This is a genomic window from Antarcticibacterium arcticum (assembly GCF_007993795.1).
GTDB classification, from domain to species: domain Bacteria; phylum Bacteroidota; class Bacteroidia; order Flavobacteriales; family Flavobacteriaceae; genus Gillisia; species Gillisia arctica.
Map to the genome: position 1 here is coordinate 1,493,095 of NZ_CP042476.1, position 20,736 is coordinate 1,513,830.

At 39.3% G+C, this 20,736-nt stretch carries 20 protein-coding genes and 1 pseudogene; 14 read left to right on the forward strand and 7 right to left on the reverse strand.

What is annotated here, in order from left to right:
• Positions 1 to 171: 171 nt before the first annotated feature.
• From FK178_RS06685 to FK178_RS06725, 9 genes are all read left to right on the forward strand, one after another.
• On the forward strand, positions 172 to 1,917 hold the full coding sequence (locus FK178_RS06685; protein ID WP_146837500.1) for an OstA-like protein: 1,746 nt from the start codon (positions 172 to 174) through the stop codon (positions 1,915 to 1,917).
• A complete protein-coding gene (locus tag FK178_RS06690; protein WP_146832526.1) occupies positions 1,914 to 3,107 on the forward strand; it encodes an aspartate aminotransferase family protein in 1,194 nt (397 codons plus the stop codon). The genes FK178_RS06685 and FK178_RS06690 overlap by 4 nt, the downstream gene beginning before the upstream one ends.
• 98 nt (positions 3,108 to 3,205) lie before the next feature.
• Positions 3,206 to 4,603 carry a tetratricopeptide repeat protein gene (locus FK178_RS06695; RefSeq protein WP_146832529.1) on the forward strand — a complete coding sequence of 466 codons (1,398 nt, stop codon included), beginning with the start codon at positions 3,206 to 3,208 and terminating at the stop codon, positions 4,601 to 4,603.
• A 35-nt stretch (positions 4,604 to 4,638) separates the two neighbouring features.
• Positions 4,639 to 5,583, forward strand: coding sequence for a DUF368 domain-containing protein (locus FK178_RS06700; protein ID WP_146832532.1), 945 nt, complete (start codon positions 4,639 to 4,641; stop codon positions 5,581 to 5,583).
• Complete coding sequence (locus FK178_RS06705; protein WP_146832535.1) at positions 5,561 to 6,577, forward strand: DUF368 domain-containing protein; 1,017 nt, start codon at positions 5,561 to 5,563, stop codon at positions 6,575 to 6,577. Before FK178_RS06700 ends, FK178_RS06705 begins: the two co-directional genes overlap by 23 nt.
• Positions 6,574 to 7,311: a shikimate dehydrogenase family protein gene (locus FK178_RS06710; protein WP_146832538.1), complete on the forward strand. Its 738-nt coding sequence runs from the start codon at positions 6,574 to 6,576 to the stop codon at positions 7,309 to 7,311. The genes FK178_RS06705 and FK178_RS06710 overlap by 4 nt, the downstream gene beginning before the upstream one ends.
• Before the next feature lie 108 nt (positions 7,312 to 7,419).
• Positions 7,420 to 9,687: a DUF349 domain-containing protein gene (locus FK178_RS06715; RefSeq protein ID WP_146832541.1), complete on the forward strand. Its 2,268-nt coding sequence runs from the start codon at positions 7,420 to 7,422 to the stop codon at positions 9,685 to 9,687.
• A gap of 206 nt (positions 9,688 to 9,893) precedes the next feature.
• Entirely contained in the window at positions 9,894 to 10,289 is a 396-nt protein-coding gene (locus tag FK178_RS06720) for a hypothetical protein (RefSeq protein WP_146832544.1), read from the forward strand.
• A 57-nt stretch (positions 10,290 to 10,346) separates the two neighbouring features.
• Positions 10,347 to 10,742, forward strand: coding sequence for a hypothetical protein (locus FK178_RS06725; protein WP_146832547.1), 396 nt, complete (start codon positions 10,347 to 10,349; stop codon positions 10,740 to 10,742).
• 32 nt (positions 10,743 to 10,774) lie between these two features.
• Here the strand turns inward: FK178_RS06725 and mazG are convergent, their stop codons facing one another.
• The 4 genes and pseudogenes from mazG to ruvX all read right to left on the reverse strand — a co-directional run bounded on the left by mazG (position 10,775) and on the right by ruvX (position 13,245).
• Positions 10,775 to 11,548: a nucleoside triphosphate pyrophosphohydrolase gene (mazG, locus tag FK178_RS06730; protein ID WP_146832550.1), complete on the reverse strand. Its 774-nt coding sequence runs from the start codon at positions 11,546 to 11,548 to the stop codon at positions 10,775 to 10,777.
• Positions 11,549 to 11,673: 125 nt separating this feature from the next.
• Complete coding sequence (locus tag FK178_RS06735) at positions 11,674 to 12,117, reverse strand: DUF5606 family protein (RefSeq protein WP_146832553.1); 444 nt, start codon at positions 12,115 to 12,117, stop codon at positions 11,674 to 11,676.
• A 59-nt stretch (positions 12,118 to 12,176) separates the two neighbouring features.
• Positions 12,177 to 12,766 (reverse strand): annotated as a pseudogene (gene def / locus FK178_RS06740) (peptide deformylase).
• Positions 12,767 to 12,837: 71 nt separating this feature from the next.
• The gene (gene ruvX, locus FK178_RS06745) at positions 12,838 to 13,245 is read right to left on the reverse strand and encodes a Holliday junction resolvase RuvX (RefSeq protein ID WP_146832556.1); all 408 of its coding nucleotides are present in this window, start codon (positions 13,243 to 13,245) and stop codon (positions 12,838 to 12,840) included.
• A gap of 125 nt (positions 13,246 to 13,370) precedes the next feature.
• Between ruvX and FK178_RS06750 the strand changes: the two genes are divergently transcribed.
• From FK178_RS06750 to FK178_RS06760, 3 genes are all read left to right on the forward strand, one after another.
• Positions 13,371 to 14,081 carry a hypothetical protein gene (locus tag FK178_RS06750; RefSeq protein WP_146832559.1) on the forward strand — a complete coding sequence of 237 codons (711 nt, stop codon included), beginning with the start codon at positions 13,371 to 13,373 and terminating at the stop codon, positions 14,079 to 14,081.
• Positions 14,082 to 14,111: 30 nt separating this feature from the next.
• Positions 14,112 to 14,927, forward strand: a complete 816-nt coding sequence (locus tag FK178_RS06755) for a 2,3,4,5-tetrahydropyridine-2,6-dicarboxylate N-succinyltransferase (protein WP_146832562.1) — start codon at positions 14,112 to 14,114, stop codon at positions 14,925 to 14,927.
• Between the two features lie 111 nt (positions 14,928 to 15,038).
• The gene (locus FK178_RS06760; protein ID WP_240793906.1) at positions 15,039 to 16,082 is read left to right on the forward strand and encodes a glycosyltransferase family 9 protein; all 1,044 of its coding nucleotides are present in this window, start codon (positions 15,039 to 15,041) and stop codon (positions 16,080 to 16,082) included.
• Positions 16,083 to 16,095: 13 nt separating this feature from the next.
• Here FK178_RS06760 and FK178_RS06765 read toward each other — a convergent pair whose 3' ends face one another.
• From FK178_RS06765 to FK178_RS06775, 3 genes are read right to left on the reverse strand one after another with little or no spacing between them, the layout of a single operon-like run.
• On the reverse strand, positions 16,096 to 16,845 hold the full coding sequence (locus tag FK178_RS06765; RefSeq protein WP_146832567.1) for a lipopolysaccharide kinase InaA family protein: 750 nt from the start codon (positions 16,843 to 16,845) through the stop codon (positions 16,096 to 16,098).
• A 7-nt stretch (positions 16,846 to 16,852) separates the two neighbouring features.
• Positions 16,853 to 17,650 carry a glycosyltransferase family 2 protein gene (locus tag FK178_RS06770; RefSeq protein ID WP_146832570.1) on the reverse strand — a complete coding sequence of 266 codons (798 nt, stop codon included), beginning with the start codon at positions 17,648 to 17,650 and terminating at the stop codon, positions 16,853 to 16,855.
• A gap of 44 nt (positions 17,651 to 17,694) precedes the next feature.
• Positions 17,695 to 18,807, reverse strand: a complete 1,113-nt coding sequence (locus FK178_RS06775; protein WP_146832573.1) for a glycosyltransferase family 4 protein — start codon at positions 18,805 to 18,807, stop codon at positions 17,695 to 17,697.
• Between the two features lie 259 nt (positions 18,808 to 19,066).
• Here FK178_RS06775 and FK178_RS06780 point away from each other — a divergent pair, with 259 nt between their 5' ends.
• Both FK178_RS06780 and FK178_RS06785 read left to right on the forward strand, forming a co-directional pair.
• Positions 19,067 to 20,191 (forward strand): glycosyltransferase family 4 protein, encoded by a 1,125-nt coding sequence (locus tag FK178_RS06780; protein WP_146832576.1) that lies wholly within the window; start codon positions 19,067 to 19,069, stop codon positions 20,189 to 20,191.
• Complete coding sequence (locus FK178_RS06785; RefSeq protein WP_146832579.1) at positions 20,166 to 20,735, forward strand: L-threonylcarbamoyladenylate synthase; 570 nt, start codon at positions 20,166 to 20,168, stop codon at positions 20,733 to 20,735. Before FK178_RS06780 ends, FK178_RS06785 begins: the two co-directional genes overlap by 26 nt.
• Position 20,736: the final 1 nt, after the last annotated feature.

Here is a 20,736-nt window from a genome sequence, read left to right on the forward strand (position 1 = left end):
ATTTTAAAAATAATATCGCGCTATGTCTCCTTCTCCCCGGAATCCTTTTATTGAAATAAAGCCTTAAATCTTTTTGCTTTTAATTACTTTTGATCTAAATTTTAAATCTTGAAATTGTTCCGTAAACATATTTTATTACTGCTCACTGGTTTGTTGACCTACTCTGTAACAATGGGGCAGGACAGGCTTATTGATTATGAAAGTGAAAGACAGATAATAAATGAGGCTCAATATCCCGGGGCAGTGATCTTAAGCGGAGTTACCAATCAGGTTTACTTTAATCACGAAGGAATTGAAATATGGTGTAATAATGCGGTTTTTTATAAGGAAGCGAATTTTTTCAAGGCTTATGGCAATGTTAGAATGCAGCAGGGCGATACCGTAACTATGCAAAGCAACTATGCCGAATATAACGGGACCACCCAATTTGCGTTTGCCAGCGGGAAAGTAAAAATGACCCGGCCGCAAACCACCCTGGAAACAGATACCTTGTTTTTTGACCGTTTAAAACAACAGGCTTATTACCGCAGTGGCGGAACTGTACGGGATACAGCAAGTGTTCTTAAAAGTATTGTGGGACGCTACTATATGGAGCAGGATAAATACTCCTTTATTTCCAAAGTTGTTGTTACTAACCCCGAATATGTTATAAATTCTGAACAGCTGGATTTTTATTCAGATTCGGGTCATGCGTATATGTATGGGCCCACCACGATAGAAAGTGAGACCAGCACTGTGTATTGTGAACGAGGATTTTATGACACCCGTGGAGATACAGGATATTTCGTAAAGAATTCCAGGATAGATTATGAGAACAGGATCCTGGAAGGAGACAGCCTTTATTTTAACCGAAATACCAATTTCGCATCTGGCACCAATAACATCAGGGTTACCGATACTTTAAATAAAAGTCTTATCACAGGTCATTATGCTGAAGTTTTCAGGGAAAGGGATTCTGTCTTCATTACAAAGCGCGCAGTAGCCGCAACGCTGCAAGACCGGGACTCTATTTTTATACACAGTGACACCCTTATGGTTACGGGAAAACCTGAAAACCGTATTATAAGAGGGTTTTATGATGTAAGAATGTATAAAAGTGATATGAGTGGAAAAAGTGACTCCATTTTTATTGATCAGAAAACCGGGCTTACAAAACTTATAAATATTAATAAGGGGCCTATTTCTTCCATAGATAAAAAAAGAAACCCTATACTCTGGTCCGGCAATAATCAAATGACGGGAGATACTATTCACCTTATAAGCAATCCCAAAACCGAGAAGCTGGATTCCCTCAAGGTCTTTGACAATGCGTTTCTCATTCAAAAAGACAGCATAGAAGGATATAATCAGGTTAAAGGCAAAGAACTAACAGGTCTTTTTGTAGATAATGAACTCTACCAGGTAGATATCCTGAAAAATACAGAAACGATCTTTTACAGCAGAAATGAAGATAAAGACCTAATTGGAATAAATAAAACCCTATCAAGTTCAATAAAGATCCTCTTTGAAGAAAGGGAAATACGCGATATATATTATTACACACAGGTAGATGGCGCACTCACCCCCGAGGAAGATTTCCCCGAGAATGTACGGCTGCTTAATGGCTTTAACTGGCGGGGCCCTGAACAACTAACTGAAAAAAACCATCTCTTTTCCGGAAAGACCCCACCTGAACTGGTAAAAATCCAGGGGATTCCTTTACCGGAAGTGGAGGAAGATTTTTTTGATGATACCAACCGGAACCAGCCATTGCTAAATGAAAACTCCCGTCTTAAACCGGAAGACCTCAAAGACAGGAAAATAGATTCTATCCCCTCAACTCCGGAGGATAGAGAACCTTTAATAAAACCAGATCCTGTGAAGGTAAATGAAGCAAAAGGAGAAAATGAAGGAGAAAAAGAAGGAGATCAAAATTGAAAGAAGATTTTTTAAGATACCAGGCACAAACAACCCCACATCCTTTGGCATTGGAAATTTCTTATGCCCGGGGTAGTTATATTTATTCGGTACAGGGAAAGGAATATCTGGATTTTGTAGCGGGTGTTTCTGCCACGAGTTTGGGTCATTGTCACCCGCGGGTAGTAAATGCGATAAAAGAGCAGGCAGATAAATACCTGCATGTGATGGTGTATGGGGAATATGCCCAGGGACCGGCTGTGGAACTCGCCAAACTGCTTGCCACTCACCTGCCAGCCCCCCTTGACAAAACCTACCTTACCAATTCCGGTACCGAGGCGATTGAAGGTGCTTTAAAACTTGCCCGCCGTTATACGGGCAGGACAGAGATCCTGGCGGCCCGTGACGCATACCATGGGAACACGATGGGATCTTTAAGTCTAATGAGCTTTGAGGAAAGGGTAAAACCCTTCCGGCCATTGATTGGCGATGTTTCCTTCCTAAATTTTAATGTGGAAGAGGATCTTGAAAGGATCACTACCAACACCGCCGCTGTGATCCTTGAAACAATTCAGGGGGGTGCAGGATTTATTGTACCACAACAAAATTACCTGCAAAAAGTAAAAGCACGTTGTGAAGAGACCGGTGCACTTCTCATCCTGGATGAGATCCAGCCGGGCTTTGGGAGAACCGGAAAACTATTTGGATTTGAAAATTTTGGAGTGGTTCCGGATATTGTTGTGATGGGAAAAGGAATGGGCGGAGGCCTTCCCATTGGGGCATTTACAGCCTCTGCTGAAATTATGGATATCCTGATGGATAATCCTAAACTGGGGCATATCACCACATTTGGGGGAAATCCCGTAATTTCTGCTGCAGCGCTGGCCACCCTTCAGGAAATTACTGAAACTGCCCTTATGGCAGAGACCCTTGAAAAAGAAAGGCTTATAAGGGAAATCCTGGTTCACCCGCTTATAGAAGAGATTCGCGGAATGGGCCTTATGCTTGCGTTAATCACCCCTTCGGAAGATATCGCAACCAATATAATCTTAAAAGCACAGGAAAAAGGTTTAATTTTATTCTGGCTTTTGTTTGAAAAAAGAGCCGTACGAATAACTCCTCCCCTTACTATAAGTTTGGAGGAACTTAGGAAGGGGTGTGGCATTATTCTTGACATCCTCCATGAAATAAAAAGTGGAACAGGTTCGTAACTGTTAATTACTTTGTTAAAAACAATATAAATTTTTACAGCGATTAGAGTTTTACATTAATAACTTTAGAACTGTAGAAATCCAGTAATCCCCGGTATATGCAATTAAGCCATAACGAAGAAAACAATTTCTCACTTACCAAATTTGAATCGATGCTGAAAACAAACGATGTGTTGTTTTTTGATTCAGAAGAATTTGAGGATATAATTCACCATTATTTAGATAATGGAAAGATTGCATTGGCTAAAAAGGCTGTAAAATTGGGACTGGCACAACATCCTACTTCTACCAACCTAAAGCTTTTTAAAGTTGAGATCCTTGTTTTTGAGGATAAACTTGACCTGGCCGATGGTCTTTTAAACGAACTACATGATCTGGAATCCTCCAATGAGGAAGTTTATATCCAGAAAGCAAATATATTTTCAAAACGTGATGAACACCATATGGCTATCAAAATGCTTGAAAAAGCCCTTGATATTACTATGGATGAAGCAGATGTATATTCCCTGCTTGGTATGGAATATTTATTTCTTGAAGATTTTGAGAATGCAAAATTTAGTTTTATGAAGTGCCTGGAGGCCGATGATGAAGATTACTCTGCACTCTATAATATCATGTACTGTTTTGACTTTTTGGAACAAAAGACTGAGGCCATTGAGTACCTCAATATGTTCCTTAATAAAAACCCTTATTGCGAGGTGGCCTGGCACCAGGTTGGAAAACAGTATTTTGACCTGAAACAGTTTGACAAGGCCTTAACCGCTTTTGATTTTGCTATTATAAGCGATGATATGTTCATAGGGGCTTACCTTGAAAAAGGGAAAGTTCTTGAGAAACTGGGGCGTTTTAATGAAGCTATCGAAAATTACCGCATAACTCTTGATCTTGATGATCCTACTTCCTTTGCATACCTACGAATAGGAAAATGTTTTGAGAAATTGGGAGCAGACGAGCTTGCGTTGGAACATTATTCAAAAACCGTTCATGAAGATCCCTTGCTGGATAAAGGCTGGATCGCTATTACCGATTTTTATTTCAAAAAAGGAAATTTCCAGAAGGCGCTCTATTATATCAATAAAGCAATTAACATTGATGAGGAGAATGTTTTGTACTGGAAACGATATGCCAAAATAAACAGCAGGTTAAGTCTTTTTGAAGAAGCAGAACGTGGATATCAAAAAACAATTGACCTGGGTAATTATGAGCTTGAAACCTGGATAAGAAGATGTGATATTCTCATAAATCTGGGAGAATTTGAGACAGCGGTTCAAAATCTTATTCAGGCCCTGGAATTCTATCCTGAAACTGCAGAGATAGAATACAGGTTGGCAGGATTGTATTTCAATTTAAATGAAGGTGACAAGGGATATTTTCATTTAAATAACGGACTTAAAATTGATGCTGAATATTATATAATCATAGAAGAATTGTTTCCGAAGATCTTTAGTCGTAAAAGTGTTAAGGAAATGATTAATTCTTACCTAAAAGCCTCCTGATTTAATTACTTTTACGGGGAAAATTAAATCGAAGGATGCAACGAAGCATAAAAGAATACATTACAATTTCCCTTAAAGGTATGGCTATGGGCGCCGCAGATGTTGTTCCGGGAGTTTCCGGTGGCACCATTGCCTTTATAACCGGGATCTACCAGGAACTTATTGGCACCATAAGCGGGGTAAACCTAGACTTACTTAAGGTTTGGAAAGAAGAAGGATTTAAGGCAATGTGGCGAAAGCTTAACGGCTCTTTTATCCTTGCATTACTTACCGGAATTCTAATAAGTATCTTCAGTGTAATGCGCCTTACCAATTATTTATTGGAAGAGCATCCTATTCACATCTGGTCCTTTTTCTTTGGCCTCATTCTGGCAAGTGTCTGGTTTGTTGCCAAACAAATTCCAAAATGGAACTTTAAAATTATAATCGCCCTATTAATTGGAGCGGCTATAGCTTTTTATATAGTTTCACTTCCCCCTATGGGAGGCACTACAAGTAACTGGTTCTTATTTTTGGCAGGGGCAATAGCTATTTGCGCAATGATCCTTCCAGGTATTTCGGGGGCATTTATTCTTGTATTGTTGGGTGCTTATAAAACCATAACAGAAGCGGCGCATAATTTTGATATTAAAACCCTGGCAATAGTCGCGGTAGGGGCTGTTTTTGGCTTGCTTGCTTTTTCCCGTATCTTAAAATGGCTATTTGACCATTACAGCACTATCACCCTGGCGGTTCTCACAGGATTTATAGCAGGTTCCCTGAACAAGATCTGGCCCTGGAAAAAAGTTCTTGAAACAGAAGAATACGGCGATAAAATAATAATACTTAAAGAAACATCTGTCCTCCCGTGGAACTTTGAAGGAGAACCGTATATGTTCCCTGCCATTATTTTGATGCTTTCCGGGTTTATTTTGATCCTTTTACTTGAACGCATAGCAACAAAAAAACCAATCGTTGATGCAACAGACCAGGACGCTTAGTGATAAATTCCTGTTGGTGCTTAAAGGACTGGCCATGGGCGCAGCCAATAAGGTACCGGGAGTTTCGGGCGGAGTGGTTGCTTTTGTGGCCGGGTTTTATGAAGAGTTCATTTATTCCCTGCAAAAGATAAATTTAAAAGCATTTAAACTTCTTATAAATGGGCGTTTCCGGTCCCTGTACTATTACGTAAACGGAAAATTTCTTGGACTTCTTATTCTGGGAATGGTAATTAGTTATTTCAGTGTATCGCAGTTGCTGGATTATTTGATTATTTATTATGAGCTCTATGTTTGGGCCGCATTCTTTGGTATGATCATAGGTTCCATCTACTATATAAGCCGGGATTTTGACGAATGGTCCGGCAGGAGCTTATTATTCGTTCTTGCGGGTATAATCGCGGGGGTAGCAATAAGCTTCCTGGAGCCTGCAAAAGAAAATGACAACCTGTTTTTTGTTTTTTTCTGCGGAATGGTAGGAGTTTCCGGAATGACGCTCCCGGGCCTTTCCGGTTCCTTTATTCTTATACTTTTTGGGAATTATGTATTGCTGCTTGTTGACTCGGTGAATGCACTTTATGATACAATCGCCAATATTATGATGCTGGATTTTTCCTTTCTTGATAATCCCGCCAGAATACGTTTGTTAAAAGTATTACTGGTCTTTTCACTTGGTTCCCTGGCAGGTTTGGTAACCCTCTCCCATATTCTGGGATTCGTTTTAAAATGGTATAAAAAGGAAACATATGCGGTTATAATTGGTTTTATAACAGGCTCGCTGGGGGTAGTTTGGCCATGGAAAGAAAAGATCTTCAAATTAAACTCTGCAGGGGAGGTGCTGCTGGATAATAACGGAAATAAAGTGATTGATAATTACGCCCGTTATTTCCCAGATTTTCAGTTACCTGAAACCTGGTATGCAATTTTATATATCCTGGTAGGAATTTTTATTGTTCTGGGCCTTGGATGGTATGAAAACAGGAATAATAAAGCATGAGAACGTTCGGACTTTTAGGTAAGAATATAGCCTATTCTTTTTCAGCAGGGTTTTTTAATAAAAAATTTGCTGCGGAAGATATTCCGGCTACCTACAAAAACTTTGATCTTCAGGATATTTCAGAATTCCCCGGGGTAATCAAATCACATCCTGAATTGCAGGGTTTAAATGTTACCATACCCTATAAGCAGGAGATCATACCTTATCTTGACCGCCTGGATCCTGTTGCCCGGGAGATTGGAGCTGTAAATACTATAAAATTTGAAAAGGACGGTAGTCTTACAGGGCATAATACAGATCATTTTGGATTCACTCGTTCCATAAAGGCATACCTTCAACCCCATCACACCCAAGCCCTTATCCTGGGGACAGGAGGCGCTTCTAAAGCGGTTGCCTACAGTTTAAGGAAGATGGGCATAGAAGTGAAATTTGTTTCCAGAAATCTGCAGGCGGAAGGTTTTAGCTATGATACCTTAACAGCGCAGCATTTAAAACAGTACACCGTCATCGTGAATTGCACCCCGTTGGGAACCTCTCCTAACTTCACATCATTTCCGCCAATTCCGGTTGAGCATTTAACCTCTGCCCATCTTATATTTGACCTTATTTACAATCCCGCTATCACCCAGCTAATGAAATTGGGAATACAGCAAAATGCAACCGCAGTAAATGGATTGCATATGCTGGAATTCCAGGCCGAAAAATCCTGGGAGATCTGGAACTCCCCTCATTAAAAACTCCCCTGTTGCAATTTATAAATCTAAGGAAAAGCTTGGCTTATTTTTAGGGAGTTAGTATCTTTCAGGCTTAATCAGGAATTACGAACCTTAACATTGAAAGATATGTCTCAGCAGGAAAATGATAACGAGAAGAAAGATCTCCCCAAAAAAGAAATTTTTCATTCCGAAAATTCTTCGGAAGAAAACAAAAAGGATCAACCGAGAGTGGGGGATGCAAATGGGGAAAAGACAGATGGAAATGCATTTTCCCGATCCACTGAAGTTGAACCCACTAAAGAGAAAGAAGACCAGCTTGAGAATGCCATGCTTGAGGAAACAGATTCTTCAGCATTAAGGGCAAAAAGCGAGGCTAAAGAGAAAGAATATTCCAATGGACTCAAAACCAATGAGGAGACGGAAATGCCGGATGAGTTGAATGCTGAACCGGAAAATGAAACCGAATCAAAACCTCTGGAAAAGGAACTTTCTGAAAATAGCGGGAAAGAGGAAAATTCTGTTTCTGAAGAAGAAACAAAATCAACCGCCTCATCATCCCCTGATGAGAATGAGGAGGAAGACACCACCCCCGTTTCCAAAAAGAATGCCCATACAGAATTTGAAGATTCTGTAGCCGAGGACAGCGAAGATGAAACCTCCCATGAACGTCACGGTATTGAAAAAAAGGATTATCACTCTATGAGCAAAGAAGAGTTGGTAAGCGAGCTGGAAAAACTCTTAAGCAAGGAAAAAATACAGACGATCAAAGAACACGTTGAAGAGATCAAAAATGAATTCAATGCTAAATTTGATGAGGAACTGGAAGAAAAGAAAGAAGATTTCCTTGCAGAAGGTGGAAACGTTATAGACTTCCACTACTCTACCCCCTTAAAAAAGCAGTTTAATTCCTTATATTTTGATTACAAGGAAAAACGTAATAACTATTACCAGCAGCTAAAACAGGATCTTAATAAAAATCTATCAAAACGACTGGAGATCATTGAGGAGCTTAAAGGCCTGCTGGACGTTGAGGAAAATATTAATACCACCTATAAGCATTTTAAGGAATTACAGGATCGCTGGAGAACGGCAGGCCCTATTCCCCGCGATAAGTATAATACGGTTTGGAATACCTATCATCACCACGTTGAGAATTTTTACGACTTCCTGCACCTTAACCGCGAGTTCCGGGATATGGATTTCAAACATAATCTTGAACAAAAATTAAAAGTAATAGACCGTGCAGAGGAATTGACCCAGGAAAAGGATACGAGCCGTGCCTTCCGGGAACTGCAAATGCTGCACAAAATGTGGAAAGAGGAACTTGGACCCGTGGCCAAGGAATTCAGGGAGGATATATGGACAAGGTTTAGTGAGGCCACTAAAAAGATCCACGACCTGCGCCAGGCATACTATGACCAGCTGGACCAGGAGTTCGAAAAAAACCTCGAGGTAAAAGAAGAGATAATTTCTAAAATTCAGGTATTGGCTGAAACCCAATTTACCTCCCATAACCAATGGCAGCAAAGGATCAAGGAACTGGAAGCCTTTAGAGATCAATTTTTCAAAGCCGGAAAAGTTCCAAGGGAAAAGAATGAACAAACATGGAGCGCCTTCAAGCAAAGTGTGCGACAGTTTAACCGCAATAAAAATTCGTATTACAAAGGACTTAAAAAAGAGCAGTACGAAAACCTTGAGAAAAAACGTGAGCTTATTCGCATTGCCGAGGAAAATAAGGATAATGAGGATTTCAAAGCTACCACCCCTATAATGAAACAGATTCAGCTGGACTGGAAAAAGGTGGGCCACGTGCCGCGTAAGGATAGCGATAAAGTATGGAAACAATTCAAAAGTGCCTGTAACCATTATTTTGACCGGCTACATAAATCTACTACAGAAGAAAATACTGAAGAACAACAGGCTTTCGATAAGAAAAAAGAGATCCTGGATAATTTAAAAACCGTAGAGTTTACAGGGGAGAAAAAAACCGACCTTCCAAAAATAAAAGCGGCCATTGAAGAATGGAAACAAGTAGGCAAAGTGCCCTATAACAAGCGTTTTATTGAAGGAAAATTCAACAAGCTCCTGGACCAGTTGTTCTCAAAACTTGATGTAGACAACAACAAGGTGGAAATGATGAAGTATGAGAATAAGCTCCACGCTCTAAACGAGGCAGATGATGACAAGAAATTGCGAAATGAGCATTATTTCTTAACCAAAAAGATTGAGGAAACAGTAGCAGAGATCAGGCAGCTGGAGAATAATTTACAGTTCTTCGCCAATGTAGATGATGACAATCCCCTGGTGCAGGATGTTCACAAAAACATTCAGGATCATAAAGATCAACTGGAGGTGTGGAAGGAAAAACTTCAAAAGATCAAATCTTTGTATTAAACTCAAAAACTAATTTTTAAACAGGAAAAGGAAGGTTACCTCAAGTGGTTTAACCTTCCTTTTTTTATATAAAGAAATTGGGCCATTTACAAGAACATATATCACTATATCCTGTAACATTTACTATCGTTTTTCCTCTTCTTAATAATTAATTTAATTCTGCGTAAGAATATATTACTACCTCTAAAATCAGGGATATGAAAAGCATGGCCATAATTTTAGTATTGACTTTTTTCTCGCTGGGATCTTATGGGCAAAGGGAGAGGCCAGATCTTTCAAAGGAGGATTATTTACAAAAGAGTAAAAATCAGCGTACTGCAGGATGGGTTCTATTGGGGGCAGGTGCCGCAACGGCGACTGTAGGATTAAGAATAGCCAGTCAGGAAGAGTGGTTTTGGGATGATAGCGGGAAATTTGAACAGGGAATGTCAATTTTTCTGGTAGGGGCGACTTCCAGCTTATTAAGCATTCCATTTTTTATAAGTTCCGGTAGTAATGCACGCAAAGCGGCAAGGCTAAGTTTTGACGGACAACGATATATTGTACCGGGGCAGGAACTCTCAAAGATACAGCCCTCCCTGAGCCTCACACTTGAATTCTGATTATAAGTGATGATGTGAAAACCTTTTCCGGTAGGTTCTACCATTTAACATAAGCATATGAAAAAGCTGTTATTATTTATTCTGGTTGCATTATTTTCAATGGCTTCCTTTGGTCAAAACGAAAAGCTTCCTTTTTCCAAAGAAGAATACTTACGGAAGAGCCAAAATCAAAAAAAGACAGGCTGGATATTATTGGGCGCCGGTGCCGGACTTGTAACCACCGGAATTTTGGTCGCGAACAATGCTGATCTTTATGACTCCGAGTTCACGCTAAGCGTAATACTCCTTTCAGTGGGAGTTCCAAGTGTAGTGGCAAGTATCCCATTTTTTATAATATCCGGGAATACCGCACGAAAAGCTGCGAGCATTAGTTTTGAAGGCCAAAGGTATATTCTTCCGGGATTGGAAGTCGCGCGCATGCAACCCGCACTTACCCTTACGCTGGAATTTTGAAGGGGTGAATAATCTTATGTATGAGTGGAAATTTATAGTTTTTTAGCTTCTTCCCAAAATACATCCATTTCAGCCAGGGACATTTCGCTTAAAGGTTTATTCTTTTCCATAGCCTTAGCCTCAAGATATTGAAAGCGCTTGATAAATTTCTTATTGGTGCGCTCCAGAGCATCCTCCGGATTAATTTTTAAAAAGCGGGCATAATTGATCATCGAGAACAAAACATCGCCAAACTCGGCCTCTATTTTATCCTGATCCCGGGCATTGACCTCACTTTGCAACTCTTCCAGCTCCTCCTTTAACTTTTCGAATACCTGCTGCGGCTCTTCCCAGTCGAAGCCAACCCCGGCAACTTTGTCCTGTATCCTGCCGGCTTTTACCAACGCAGGCAACGAAACCGGTACTCCTTCCAGCACACTTTTTTTACCCTCCCTCAGCTTCAAATTTTCCCAGTTCCTTTTCACATCTTCTTCCCCGCTTACTTCAACATCGCTGTAAATATGGGGGTGACGGTCTATTAGTTTATCACAAATACTGTTTGCAACATCGGCAATATCAAAATGGCCGGTTTCACTTCCAATTCTTGAGTAGAATACTATATGTAGCAAAATATCTCCCAGCTCTTTTTTAATCTCCTCTCTATCCTTATCAAGAATGGCATCTCCAAGTTCATAAACTTCTTCAATGGTTAGATGGCGCAAACTTTCCATAGTTTGCTTACGGTCCCAGGGACATTGTTCCCGCAATTCATCCATTATGGTAAGCAGCCTGTCAAAGGCTAAAAGTTGATCTTTTCTGGAATTCATAAATTTTTCATTTTTGTAAAAGTACAATAGTGCTAACTTTTTAGATCTTTCATTCTCAAAATTTACCAAATAAAAAAGCAGCCTTAATTAATTAAAACTGCTTTTTTATTTTGTTATATAGGATCTTATTCTTCCTCGTCTTTTCCTTTTTCAGCAGAACTTTCAGCACCTTTCTCTTCTCCTTTAGAGAAATCTGTAAATCCATTGCTTACAAGCACATTATACCATTGAATGATCTTTTTGATATCACTTTGGTAAACGCGGTCTACATCATAATCTGGAAGTACTTCAGCGAAATAGGTCTCAAGTTCCTTTTTAGAAGCTTTGTGGTCTATAGCCGTTTTCCCATCCTCTTTCTCATACATTTTTTGAAAAATGGTTCCCAACGGAACTTCTTCAGTATATGTATATACAGCGATCTCGCTCAACAGACTTACGTTATGACGCACACTAACTGAGATCTTATTTCCTTCAGTAATAGATTTTGCGACAAAACCTCCCCTGGTTTGTGCTGTTAATTCATATAATCCCGGTTTTCCGGAAATCGATAAAACTTTTTCTAAACCCATAGCGTATTATAAATTTTAGGCTGGCAAATATCTAATGTCTGCCTTTAATATCAAAAGAATCAACGGCCTTTTTTCAACAAAGGAAACCGCATCCTGTAATCGGCTTCCACTTTACCTTTTGAAATATTGCTTAGCCTGCCTTTGATCAAACGCTTTTTTAAGCTGGATAATTTATCTGTGAATAAAATTCCTTCAATATGGTCATATTCATGTTGGATCACTCTTGCCGCCAGCCCGTCATAGGTTTCTGTATGAGTATTAAAATCTTCATCCTGGTACTCTATTGTAATCACCGGTTTTCTAAATACATCTTCCCGCACGTCCGGGATACTAAGGCAACCTTCATTAAATGCCCATCCTCACCTTCCTCACTTACAATTCGTGGATTGATAAATACTTTTTTAAGATTGGAAAGTACCTTCACCTCTGCGGCATCGAGATTCTCATCTTCAGCAAAAGGCCCCGGATCAATAACAAACAACCGGATAGGAAGGCCAATTTGCGGCGCGGCCAGCCCCACTCCATAAGCATTGTACATGGTGTCCCACATATTGTCTATAAGCTCTTTTAATTTTGGATGATCTTTGGGTATATCCTGGCATTTTTTTCTTAAAACCGGGTCACCGTAAGCTACAATAGGTAAAATCATTTTTGCGTAAGTATTGAAATATTGGATTGGTGCAGGGATTTTTAATTAGCTTTCCACACCGGGAATATATTTTATTTATAAAGATATGTTTGTAAAATTATAGTAGCACTTATTTCATCCAGCAGCGCTTTGTCTCGACGTTTCTTTTTCCCTAGACCACTGTCTATCATGGTGCGTACCGCCATTTTTGAGGTGAATCGCTCATCTACCCTTTTTACCTGCATTTGAGGAAATTTTTCCCCGAACTTAGCAAGAAATTCAAGAATTACTCCTTCACTTTGAGAAGCTGTATTATCCATTTGCTTTGGCTCGCCCACCAAAACCAGCTCCACATTTTCAGCTTTAAAATACTGTTCCAGATAGGGCATGAGGTCTTTTGTGGGCACAGTTGCCAGACCTGAAGCAATTATTTGCATCTCATCTGTCACCGCGATCCCGGTGCGTTTAAACCCATAATCCAATGCCAGTATCCTTCCCATATTTTTTACAAAAGTAAGCTTTCTAAAACAATATAAAAATAAACACTCTACACCATTGGTGAGCAGGAAGAAGACATTGGGAAAAAAACCTTAATTTCGCGGTTTTAGAAATTCAAAACCAACCAATGTATATTCCAGAAGCACGGAAAACTTTAGTAGGATTAACCGGCATAATACTTAGCCTCCTACTTTTAAACATTATAAGTTTTTTGAATGTGCATATAAATGACCTTGGTCAAAATGATGCATTTTTTAAAATGACCAATTTCAATACAGAAAAGAACATTCCCTCTGTTTTTTCCAGCTTGCTCCACTTTTTAGCATCCATATGCCTTGGCTTTGTAGCATTAAGCAAATTAACCGTTAAGAAATTCGTGATATTTTGGTGGACTATGAGCTTTATATTCCTTTTCCTGGGGCTGGATGAATTACTGCGCATACACGAGAATATAAGTGGGCATACTGGAGTTAATGAGCAAGATTCAGGGCCTTTTTTATATACCTGGATACTTTATTATATGGGCGGTCTCCTGTTGCTGGGAATCTTCTTTTTCAAACCCCTTTTTCAGCTTCCGCGTAAAACTTTGCTCAGTTTTATTTTTGCAGGTATTCTTTTCGTTTTGGGAGCTGTTGTGCTTGAAAATGTTGCCGGAAAATACATCTGGTCAAATGGCATACAACCCGATGTGGTACAAATAATTCCTGAAATTTTTATTATGTACAGCATTGAAGAATTCCTTGAAATGTTTGGAGTAAGCTTTTTTATTTATTCCATTCTGAAATTCCTGCATCTTTACCGGGTGCCGGTTGTTATTAAAAAGGTTACTTCATCGTAAAACTTTATCTTTATAAAAAAATTAAACCGAATGGAAAATTTACAAAATATTATAGAACAAGCCTGGGAAGACCGCAGTCTTTTATCTGAATCAAATACCATAGATGCTATACGCCGGGTGATCCTACTTCTGGATGAGGGACGCCTGAGAGTGGCAGAACCTGTTGAAAATGGCTGGAAGGTGAATGAGTGGGTAAAAAAAGCGGTTGTGATGTATTTTCCTATTCAAAAAATGAAAACCCTTGAAGCAGGAATCTTTGAATACCACGATAAGATCCCGCTTAAAACCGGATTTGCAGAAAAAGGAATACGCGTAGTGCCCAATGCGGTGGCGCGGTATGGGGCTTATATATCTTCCGGGGTTATTTTAATGCCAAGTTATGTGAATATTGGGGCTTATGTAGATGAGGGTACTATGGTTGATACCTGGGCCACCGTAGGAAGTTGTGCCCAAATTGGTAAACATGTGCACCTTAGCGGGGGTGTGGGAATTGGAGGGGTTTTGGAACCTTTACAGGCAGCTCCCGTGATCATAGAAGATAATGCATTTATAGGTTCCCGTTGTATTGTTGTAGAAGGCATTCGGGTTGAAAGGGAAGCAGTGCTTGGAGCCAATGTGGTACTAACCGCTTCCACGAAGATCCTGGATGTAACCGGAAGTGAACCAAAAGAATATAAGGGATATGTCCCGGCCAGATCTGTAGTTATACCCGGGAGTTATACCAAGAAATTCCCTGCAGGAGATTACCAGGTGCCCTGCGCCCTTATCATAGGAACCAGGAAAGAAAGCACCGATAAAAAAACTTCCCTGAACGACGCTTTAAGGGAATACAACGTAGCGGTTTAAAAGCCCTTAACCCCCGAGCGGGCATTTACGTATTAAAATTAATTTTAAAAAGCCCCTCCCTTCGGGAGGGGTTGGGGTGGGATTATGAAAATACTGATAATACAGCAAAAGATGATCGGGGACGTGTTGACGTCCTCGATCTTATTTGAGGCCCTTAGGGCCCAATATCCCCAGGCTGTATTGCATTATCTTATTTACAGGCATACCCTGCCGGTGGTGGAAAATAACCCATTTATAGATAAATTTATAATTTATGAGGAGGATTATAAAAAACCAACACACCTTCTCCCCTTCCTTAAAGAAATACGTGGCGAAAAATACGATGTGGTGATAGATGTGTATTCCAAGCTTGGAACTGCATTAATATCAGCCGTCTCGGGAGCACCCATTACTATCTCTTACAAAAAATGGTATACAAGGTTTAGTTATACCCATCCGCTGCCAAGAAAATCCAAAGCAACAACAAATGCGGGACTAGCCATAGAGCATAGGCTGGATCTTCTAAAACCCTTATTAAAAAAATTCCCTGCGGAAGTAAAACCAAAAATATATCTTACCGATTCTGAAATTAAGAATGCTAAAAACACGCTTATAAATTCAGAAATATCACCCGAAAAACCTCTGATCATGATCTCGGTTTTGGGAAGTTCAGCAGATAAAACATATCCTGCAGAATATCTTGCCCAACTTCTGGATCAGATAGTAACGGAAACAAATGCCAATTTGCTCTTTAACTATATTCCCTCCCAAAGAGAAGCGGCAGAACATACTTTTCAATTATGCAATCCTGAAACTCAGCTAAATATTCATCTGGGAATTTTTGGGAAGAGCCTCCGGGAATTTATGGCACTTACCTCGCAATGTGATGCCCTGATTGGAAATGAGGGCGGAGCGGTGAATATGGCAAAAGCGATGGATATTCCAACCTTTGCAATTTTCTCCCCTGTAGTATCAAGGGAAGATTGGAGCCTTTTTGAGAATGAAACAGGCAACTCCTCTGTTCACCTCCGGGATCACAGTCCCCATTTATTTGAAAGCCTTTCGAAAAAAGAATTAAAGGAAAGATCTGCGGAATATTACCAGCTGTTCCGGCCAAATCTTATAAAGGATCAACTTTCCGGTTTCTTGAGAGCAATCAAATCTGGCAGGGACTAACCTACTCTTCGGTTTATTTTTTAAACTTTTTCTTCCAGCGTTGTTTTCTATGGAATTTTTCCTGAAAATCTGTAGTGTAGAACCACATTTTTTCAAAAATTTCAGCCTCAGGTTTTTCCATACACTTTGCATATTCGTTTGCCATGACCTGCAACATTTCCTTTTTAGGAGTAAGCCTAGAAAAATTTTTCATTCGGGCCTCCAGATCCATTTCCCTGAAGTTCATCCGGTTTAGGTCTACAAGGAAGAATTCATATTTTCCGTTATGATGCTTTATAAGCGTATTACCCGGGGAATGGTCTAAAAACTCCACCTTGTTCTCGTGCATAAAAAAAGTAAACCGGGTAAATGCTCTCAGGATTTCTTCGTGGTTAGGATAATCAGGCTGCGTCACCAGTTCCCTGTAAGTTAGCTCACTTTCCAGATGTTCACTGGCATAATAACTTTTTCCAAAACCCAAAGCCCAGGTTTCTTCAGCAAAGGCAACCGGCTGCGGTGTGCCTATCCCCTTTTCAGTTAACAGTTGAGCATACCGGAAAGATCTTTCAGCCTTGGATTTTCTGAAGAATTTATAAGCGATCTTATTAACTGCGTTTGGAATTTTAAAGGATTTAATATTGATATTTTTCCCTGATAGCTCAAATATTTTGATGCTGTTGCGCTCGCCTTCATTAAAGGCTTTTCCTTTGTTTACAAAGTTCTTAAAAAGATCTTCTATTTGGTCTTTTTGTTCCTTGTAGCCTTCAGCAATTATTACTTTCATAAATGTTTTAAACGGTTTTTTCAAGGTATTTATCAATTCCCTGCTCACACCATACCTTATTTTCCCTCATAGTTTCTTCCTGAATCCGGGTATTCTCAGATAAATTATCCTTTGACTTTTCGGGATGATAAATATGGTAAACAATTCCTCCATACCTCAACCTTTTTCCCTGAACTCCGTTATTGAGCATTCTTAATAACAATTCAGAATCTTCTCTTCCCCAGCCTTCAATGCTTTCATTATACCCATTAACGGCAATGAAATCTTCTCTCCAGAAGGAAATGTTACAGCCCCGGGTTTTATGCGATAATGTAGGTTGGGGCTTATATATTTTTTGAAAAAAAGGAATTCTAAGATTTCGTGTTTTATTTTTAATCGCTTTTGAATAAAATGGAAATTTCCGGAAGTTGTCTTTCAGCACCCGGTCTACCGCATCGGGCTTAATATTTACCCTGGATCCAAAGATATATACGTTTTTTTCAACCCGGCTTATATGATCTTCAATGAAATTGGGATGCATGATACAGTCTCCATCAATTTGAATAATATAGTCGGCCTTTGTAACGGCAAGGGCTTTATTCAATATTACCGATTTCCGAAAACCCTTATCCTCCTGCCAGAAATGCTTTACCGGAAATGGCACTGAGCCTTTAAATTTTTCAATCAACTTTTTGGTTTCCTCCCGCGAGCCATCATCGGCAATCAACACCTCCCCGGGAAACCGGGTTTGCAGGGAAAGACTTTGAAAGACCACACTTAGTGCTTCAGGCCAGTTATACGTGGAAATTAATAAGGCTGTTTTCATGTTATTTATTCAATGCAAATATTATTGAAAATAAATCAAAATGCTTATTTGTAGTCATTTATTACGTCTTCATAAATTTTAAGTGTTTGTTTCCCCAAAACCTCGGCCGTAAAATTGTTTAAAAATGTTGTGTAAGATAGTTCCCTGAATTTTTGGGCCAGGGCCGGATCTTCTTTAAGTAATTTAATTTTTTGAGCAAGTGCTTCCGGTTCTCCCACGGGGGTAGAGAAACCATTTTCACCGTCTACTATTGCATCCTCAACAATGCCCACCCGCGTTGAAATAACAGGTGTTTTTTTATACAAAGCCTCTATTAAGGAAGTTGGGCCACCTTCCCTGATCGAACTTATCACAAATACATCGAATTGAGGTAAAAAAGAGGAAGCATTTTCAGTAAAACCAAGCAGGGTAATATGATCCTTTAATTTCCTGGTTTCAATTAGTTGCCTGAGTTCATTTGTAAGCCGGGAGAATTCCCCGATTTGAACCAAATGCACATCTTTAATAGATAAATTGTTTACCAAATGATCCATCATAAGGATAAGTGTAGAAAGATCTTTGGCTTTGGTATGATTTGCAATATTGCCAATTAAATATGTGCCCTCCCCAATTTCGAGCTTTTCCCGGAGGGTAAAAACCGGGGCAGCAGGAAATTTTTCCACTTTTACGCCATCATGAACAGTAACAAGTTTATGCAGGTTTTTCTTTTTGATATACGGGGAGAAATTGCGTTTTACATAATTTGAAACACACATAATACGATTTATATTCCGGTAATTATATTTGATCTTACTAAGCGCACTCACCCTGCTGCTTATTCCCTTTTTTGCAAATACGGTAGGGGTTTTTAAAGAATGAAACATATCTGTCACCATAAAACCGGTTACCGAGTCGCTGGTATGTAAATGAATAAGGTCTATCTTTTCCTCCCGAATAAGATGTGAAAGGGCCTTTGCATACCTGGTAGAATAAGGCTTGCTTTTTCGAATGGTTTTTATTTTAACAGGAAAGTCACGGGCTTTTTGGTGCAAAGGGGTATTTTCATAACAAAACAAGTATTGTTCAACCTCATATTTCTCCAATTCCTCAACCAAATAAAGAAGTTGTTGCTCGTTTCCACCCCAACTTTTTGCTCCGGAAACATGTAAAACCTTCATAATAATCCTGTTTCAAAAACAAAGTTAGTATTTAAATTACTAATATGAAGGAACTACCTCCATGCAAGCATATGAGGTATGAAATTCATAAATAATACCATATCCTAAAAAGGAAAAAACCATAAAAGCATCAGGGAAATAAACCCTAAGAGTTTACATCCAAATGTGTCATTGCTCAAATTATAAAAATGTAATTTTGTGTTCCAAACATTTTTAAAATAAGGGGTTGCCAAGGCACTTCCTGCCTTTTGATATTAAAATGAATATTCTCCACCTTTCGGCAGTTGCGAATTGGGGTGGTGGTGAAAACCACCTGCAAAACCTGTGTACGGCACTTAAAGATCCTTCTTTGGGAGTGAGGAACATTATACTTTGTAATGCAGGAGGGCAATTTCATAAAAGACTTCAGGAAACAGAGCTTACCTATTATCCCGGTCATTTACTTTTTAAAATGGATCCCAGGTATATATTTAAGATCAGGTCACTATGTAAAAGCGAAAAAATAGATCTTATACATATTCATGACACCACAGCTTTAACCCTGGCGGTAATGGCTGGTCATCTTTTTAGGCTGCCGCCATTTGTATTCAGTAAAAAAACCTCCTTTCCTGTCAAATCAAGGAAACAAACCCTTTACAAATACAATTATTATAAGATCAAAAAGATACTATGTGTATCAAAAACCACTGCAACGATTACTTTAGAAAGTATTCAAAATAAGGACAAAATTGAAGTGGTTTACCACGGCACCAATACAAAAGTCCTGGAAAATGTCTCCTCTTTAAATCTTCGGAAGAAATTAAATCTAGGCCCGGAAACATTCATAATTGGGAATATCGCCAATCACATTCGGGCAAAAGACCTGGAAACCTTTGTAAGGACCGCGGCGGAAGTTATAAAAGAACAAAAATTTCCACAGGTTCATTTTGTGCAAATAGGTGCTTTTACTAACAGGACTTCCACTTTAAAAAATTTAACGCGGGAGTTACACCTGGAAAATTACATCAGTTTTTTAGGGGAACAGCGCGATGCTGCGGGCTTAATTCCACAATTCGATATTTCTTTTTTGAGTTCCCAAAGTGAAGGTTTACCGCAATTTATCCTGGAATCACTGTATCATAGAATTCCGGTGGTAAGCACAAATGTGGGAGGAATCCCGGAAATTATTGAAGACCGGGTCAACGGATTATTATCTCCTGCCCACGACTACAAAGGTTTGGCAAATAATTTAATTCAGTTAGTACAGGATAAAGATCTAAGAAGATCATTAACAAAAAGGTCCAGGGAAACTGTTGAGGATAAGTTCACCTCACATTCCATGGCTCTTAAAACCCTTGATATTTATAAAGAAATAAAATATGGAAGCGATAAAACAGGAAATTGAAAATGCCCTTGAAATCCTAAGAAAAGGAGGTATTATTTTATATCCCACAGATACGGTTTGGGGAATAGGCTGCGATGCCACCAATCCCGAAGCGGTTGAAAGGATCTACAAATTAAAAAAACGAAGCGACCATAAAGCGATGATCTGCCTGGTGAACAGTGTGAAGATGCTGGAACAGTTTGTAAATTCGGTGCCGGATCCTGCATATGATGTAATTGATTTTTCAGATAAACCAACAACAATCATTTATGACAACCCTATTAAGGTTGCCAATAACCTGGTAGCTGAAGATGAAACCCTTGCCATTCGCGTGGTGAAGGAAAAATTTTGTGAGCAGTTGATCTACCAGTTACGAAAACCGCTGGTATCTACATCGGCCAACATAAGCGGGCAACCCACCCCAAATTCTTTTGCGCAAATAGCTCCTGAAATTTTAAAAGGTGTAGACTATATAGTAAATTTGTACCATTCAAAAATTTCAGATAAACCTTCGGCAATTATTAAAATTGGTAATGACAGAACGGTTAAAGTGATACGCAAATAAA

What these genes read in the sequence shown, in the direction of transcription:
- FK178_RS06775 (WP_146832573.1), bottom strand. Translation starts at nt 18,807, where the DNA reads ATGAAGGTTTTACATGTTTCCGGAGCAAAAAGTTGGGGTGGAAACGAG.
- FK178_RS06755 (WP_146832562.1), top strand. Translation starts at nt 14,112, where the DNA reads ATGGAAAATTTACAAAATATTATAGAACAAGCCTGGGAAGACCGCAGT.
- FK178_RS06725 (WP_146832547.1), top strand. Translation starts at nt 10,347, where the DNA reads ATGAAAAAGCTGTTATTATTTATTCTGGTTGCATTATTTTCAATGGCT.
- FK178_RS06750 (WP_146832559.1), top strand. Translation starts at nt 13,371, where the DNA reads ATGTATATTCCAGAAGCACGGAAAACTTTAGTAGGATTAACCGGCATA.
- FK178_RS06705 (WP_146832535.1), top strand. Translation starts at nt 5,561, where the DNA reads ATGCAACAGACCAGGACGCTTAGTGATAAATTCCTGTTGGTGCTTAAA.
- FK178_RS06720 (WP_146832544.1), top strand. Translation starts at nt 9,894, where the DNA reads ATGGCCATAATTTTAGTATTGACTTTTTTCTCGCTGGGATCTTATGGG.
- FK178_RS06765 (WP_146832567.1), bottom strand. Translation starts at nt 16,845, where the DNA reads ATGAAAGTAATAATTGCTGAAGGCTACAAGGAACAAAAAGACCAAATA.
- FK178_RS06735 (WP_146832553.1), bottom strand. Translation starts at nt 12,117, where the DNA reads ATGGGTTTAGAAAAAGTTTTATCGATTTCCGGAAAACCGGGATTATAT.
- FK178_RS06715 (WP_146832541.1), top strand. Translation starts at nt 7,420, where the DNA reads ATGTCTCAGCAGGAAAATGATAACGAGAAGAAAGATCTCCCCAAAAAA.
- FK178_RS06710 (WP_146832538.1), top strand. Translation starts at nt 6,574, where the DNA reads ATGAGAACGTTCGGACTTTTAGGTAAGAATATAGCCTATTCTTTTTCA.
- FK178_RS06780 (WP_146832576.1), top strand. Translation starts at nt 19,067, where the DNA reads ATGAATATTCTCCACCTTTCGGCAGTTGCGAATTGGGGTGGTGGTGAA.
- FK178_RS06770 (WP_146832570.1), bottom strand. Translation starts at nt 17,650, where the DNA reads ATGAAAACAGCCTTATTAATTTCCACGTATAACTGGCCTGAAGCACTA.
- FK178_RS06685 (WP_146837500.1), top strand. Translation starts at nt 172, where the DNA reads ATGGGGCAGGACAGGCTTATTGATTATGAAAGTGAAAGACAGATAATA.
- FK178_RS06695 (WP_146832529.1), top strand. Translation starts at nt 3,206, where the DNA reads ATGCAATTAAGCCATAACGAAGAAAACAATTTCTCACTTACCAAATTT.
- FK178_RS06760 (WP_240793906.1), top strand. Translation starts at nt 15,039, where the DNA reads ATGATCGGGGACGTGTTGACGTCCTCGATCTTATTTGAGGCCCTTAGG.
- FK178_RS06785 (WP_146832579.1), top strand. Translation starts at nt 20,166, where the DNA reads ATGGAAGCGATAAAACAGGAAATTGAAAATGCCCTTGAAATCCTAAGA.
- ruvX (WP_146832556.1), bottom strand. Translation starts at nt 13,245, where the DNA reads ATGGGAAGGATACTGGCATTGGATTATGGGTTTAAACGCACCGGGATC.
- FK178_RS06700 (WP_146832532.1), top strand. Translation starts at nt 4,639, where the DNA reads ATGCAACGAAGCATAAAAGAATACATTACAATTTCCCTTAAAGGTATG.
- mazG (WP_146832550.1), bottom strand. Translation starts at nt 11,548, where the DNA reads ATGAATTCCAGAAAAGATCAACTTTTAGCCTTTGACAGGCTGCTTACC.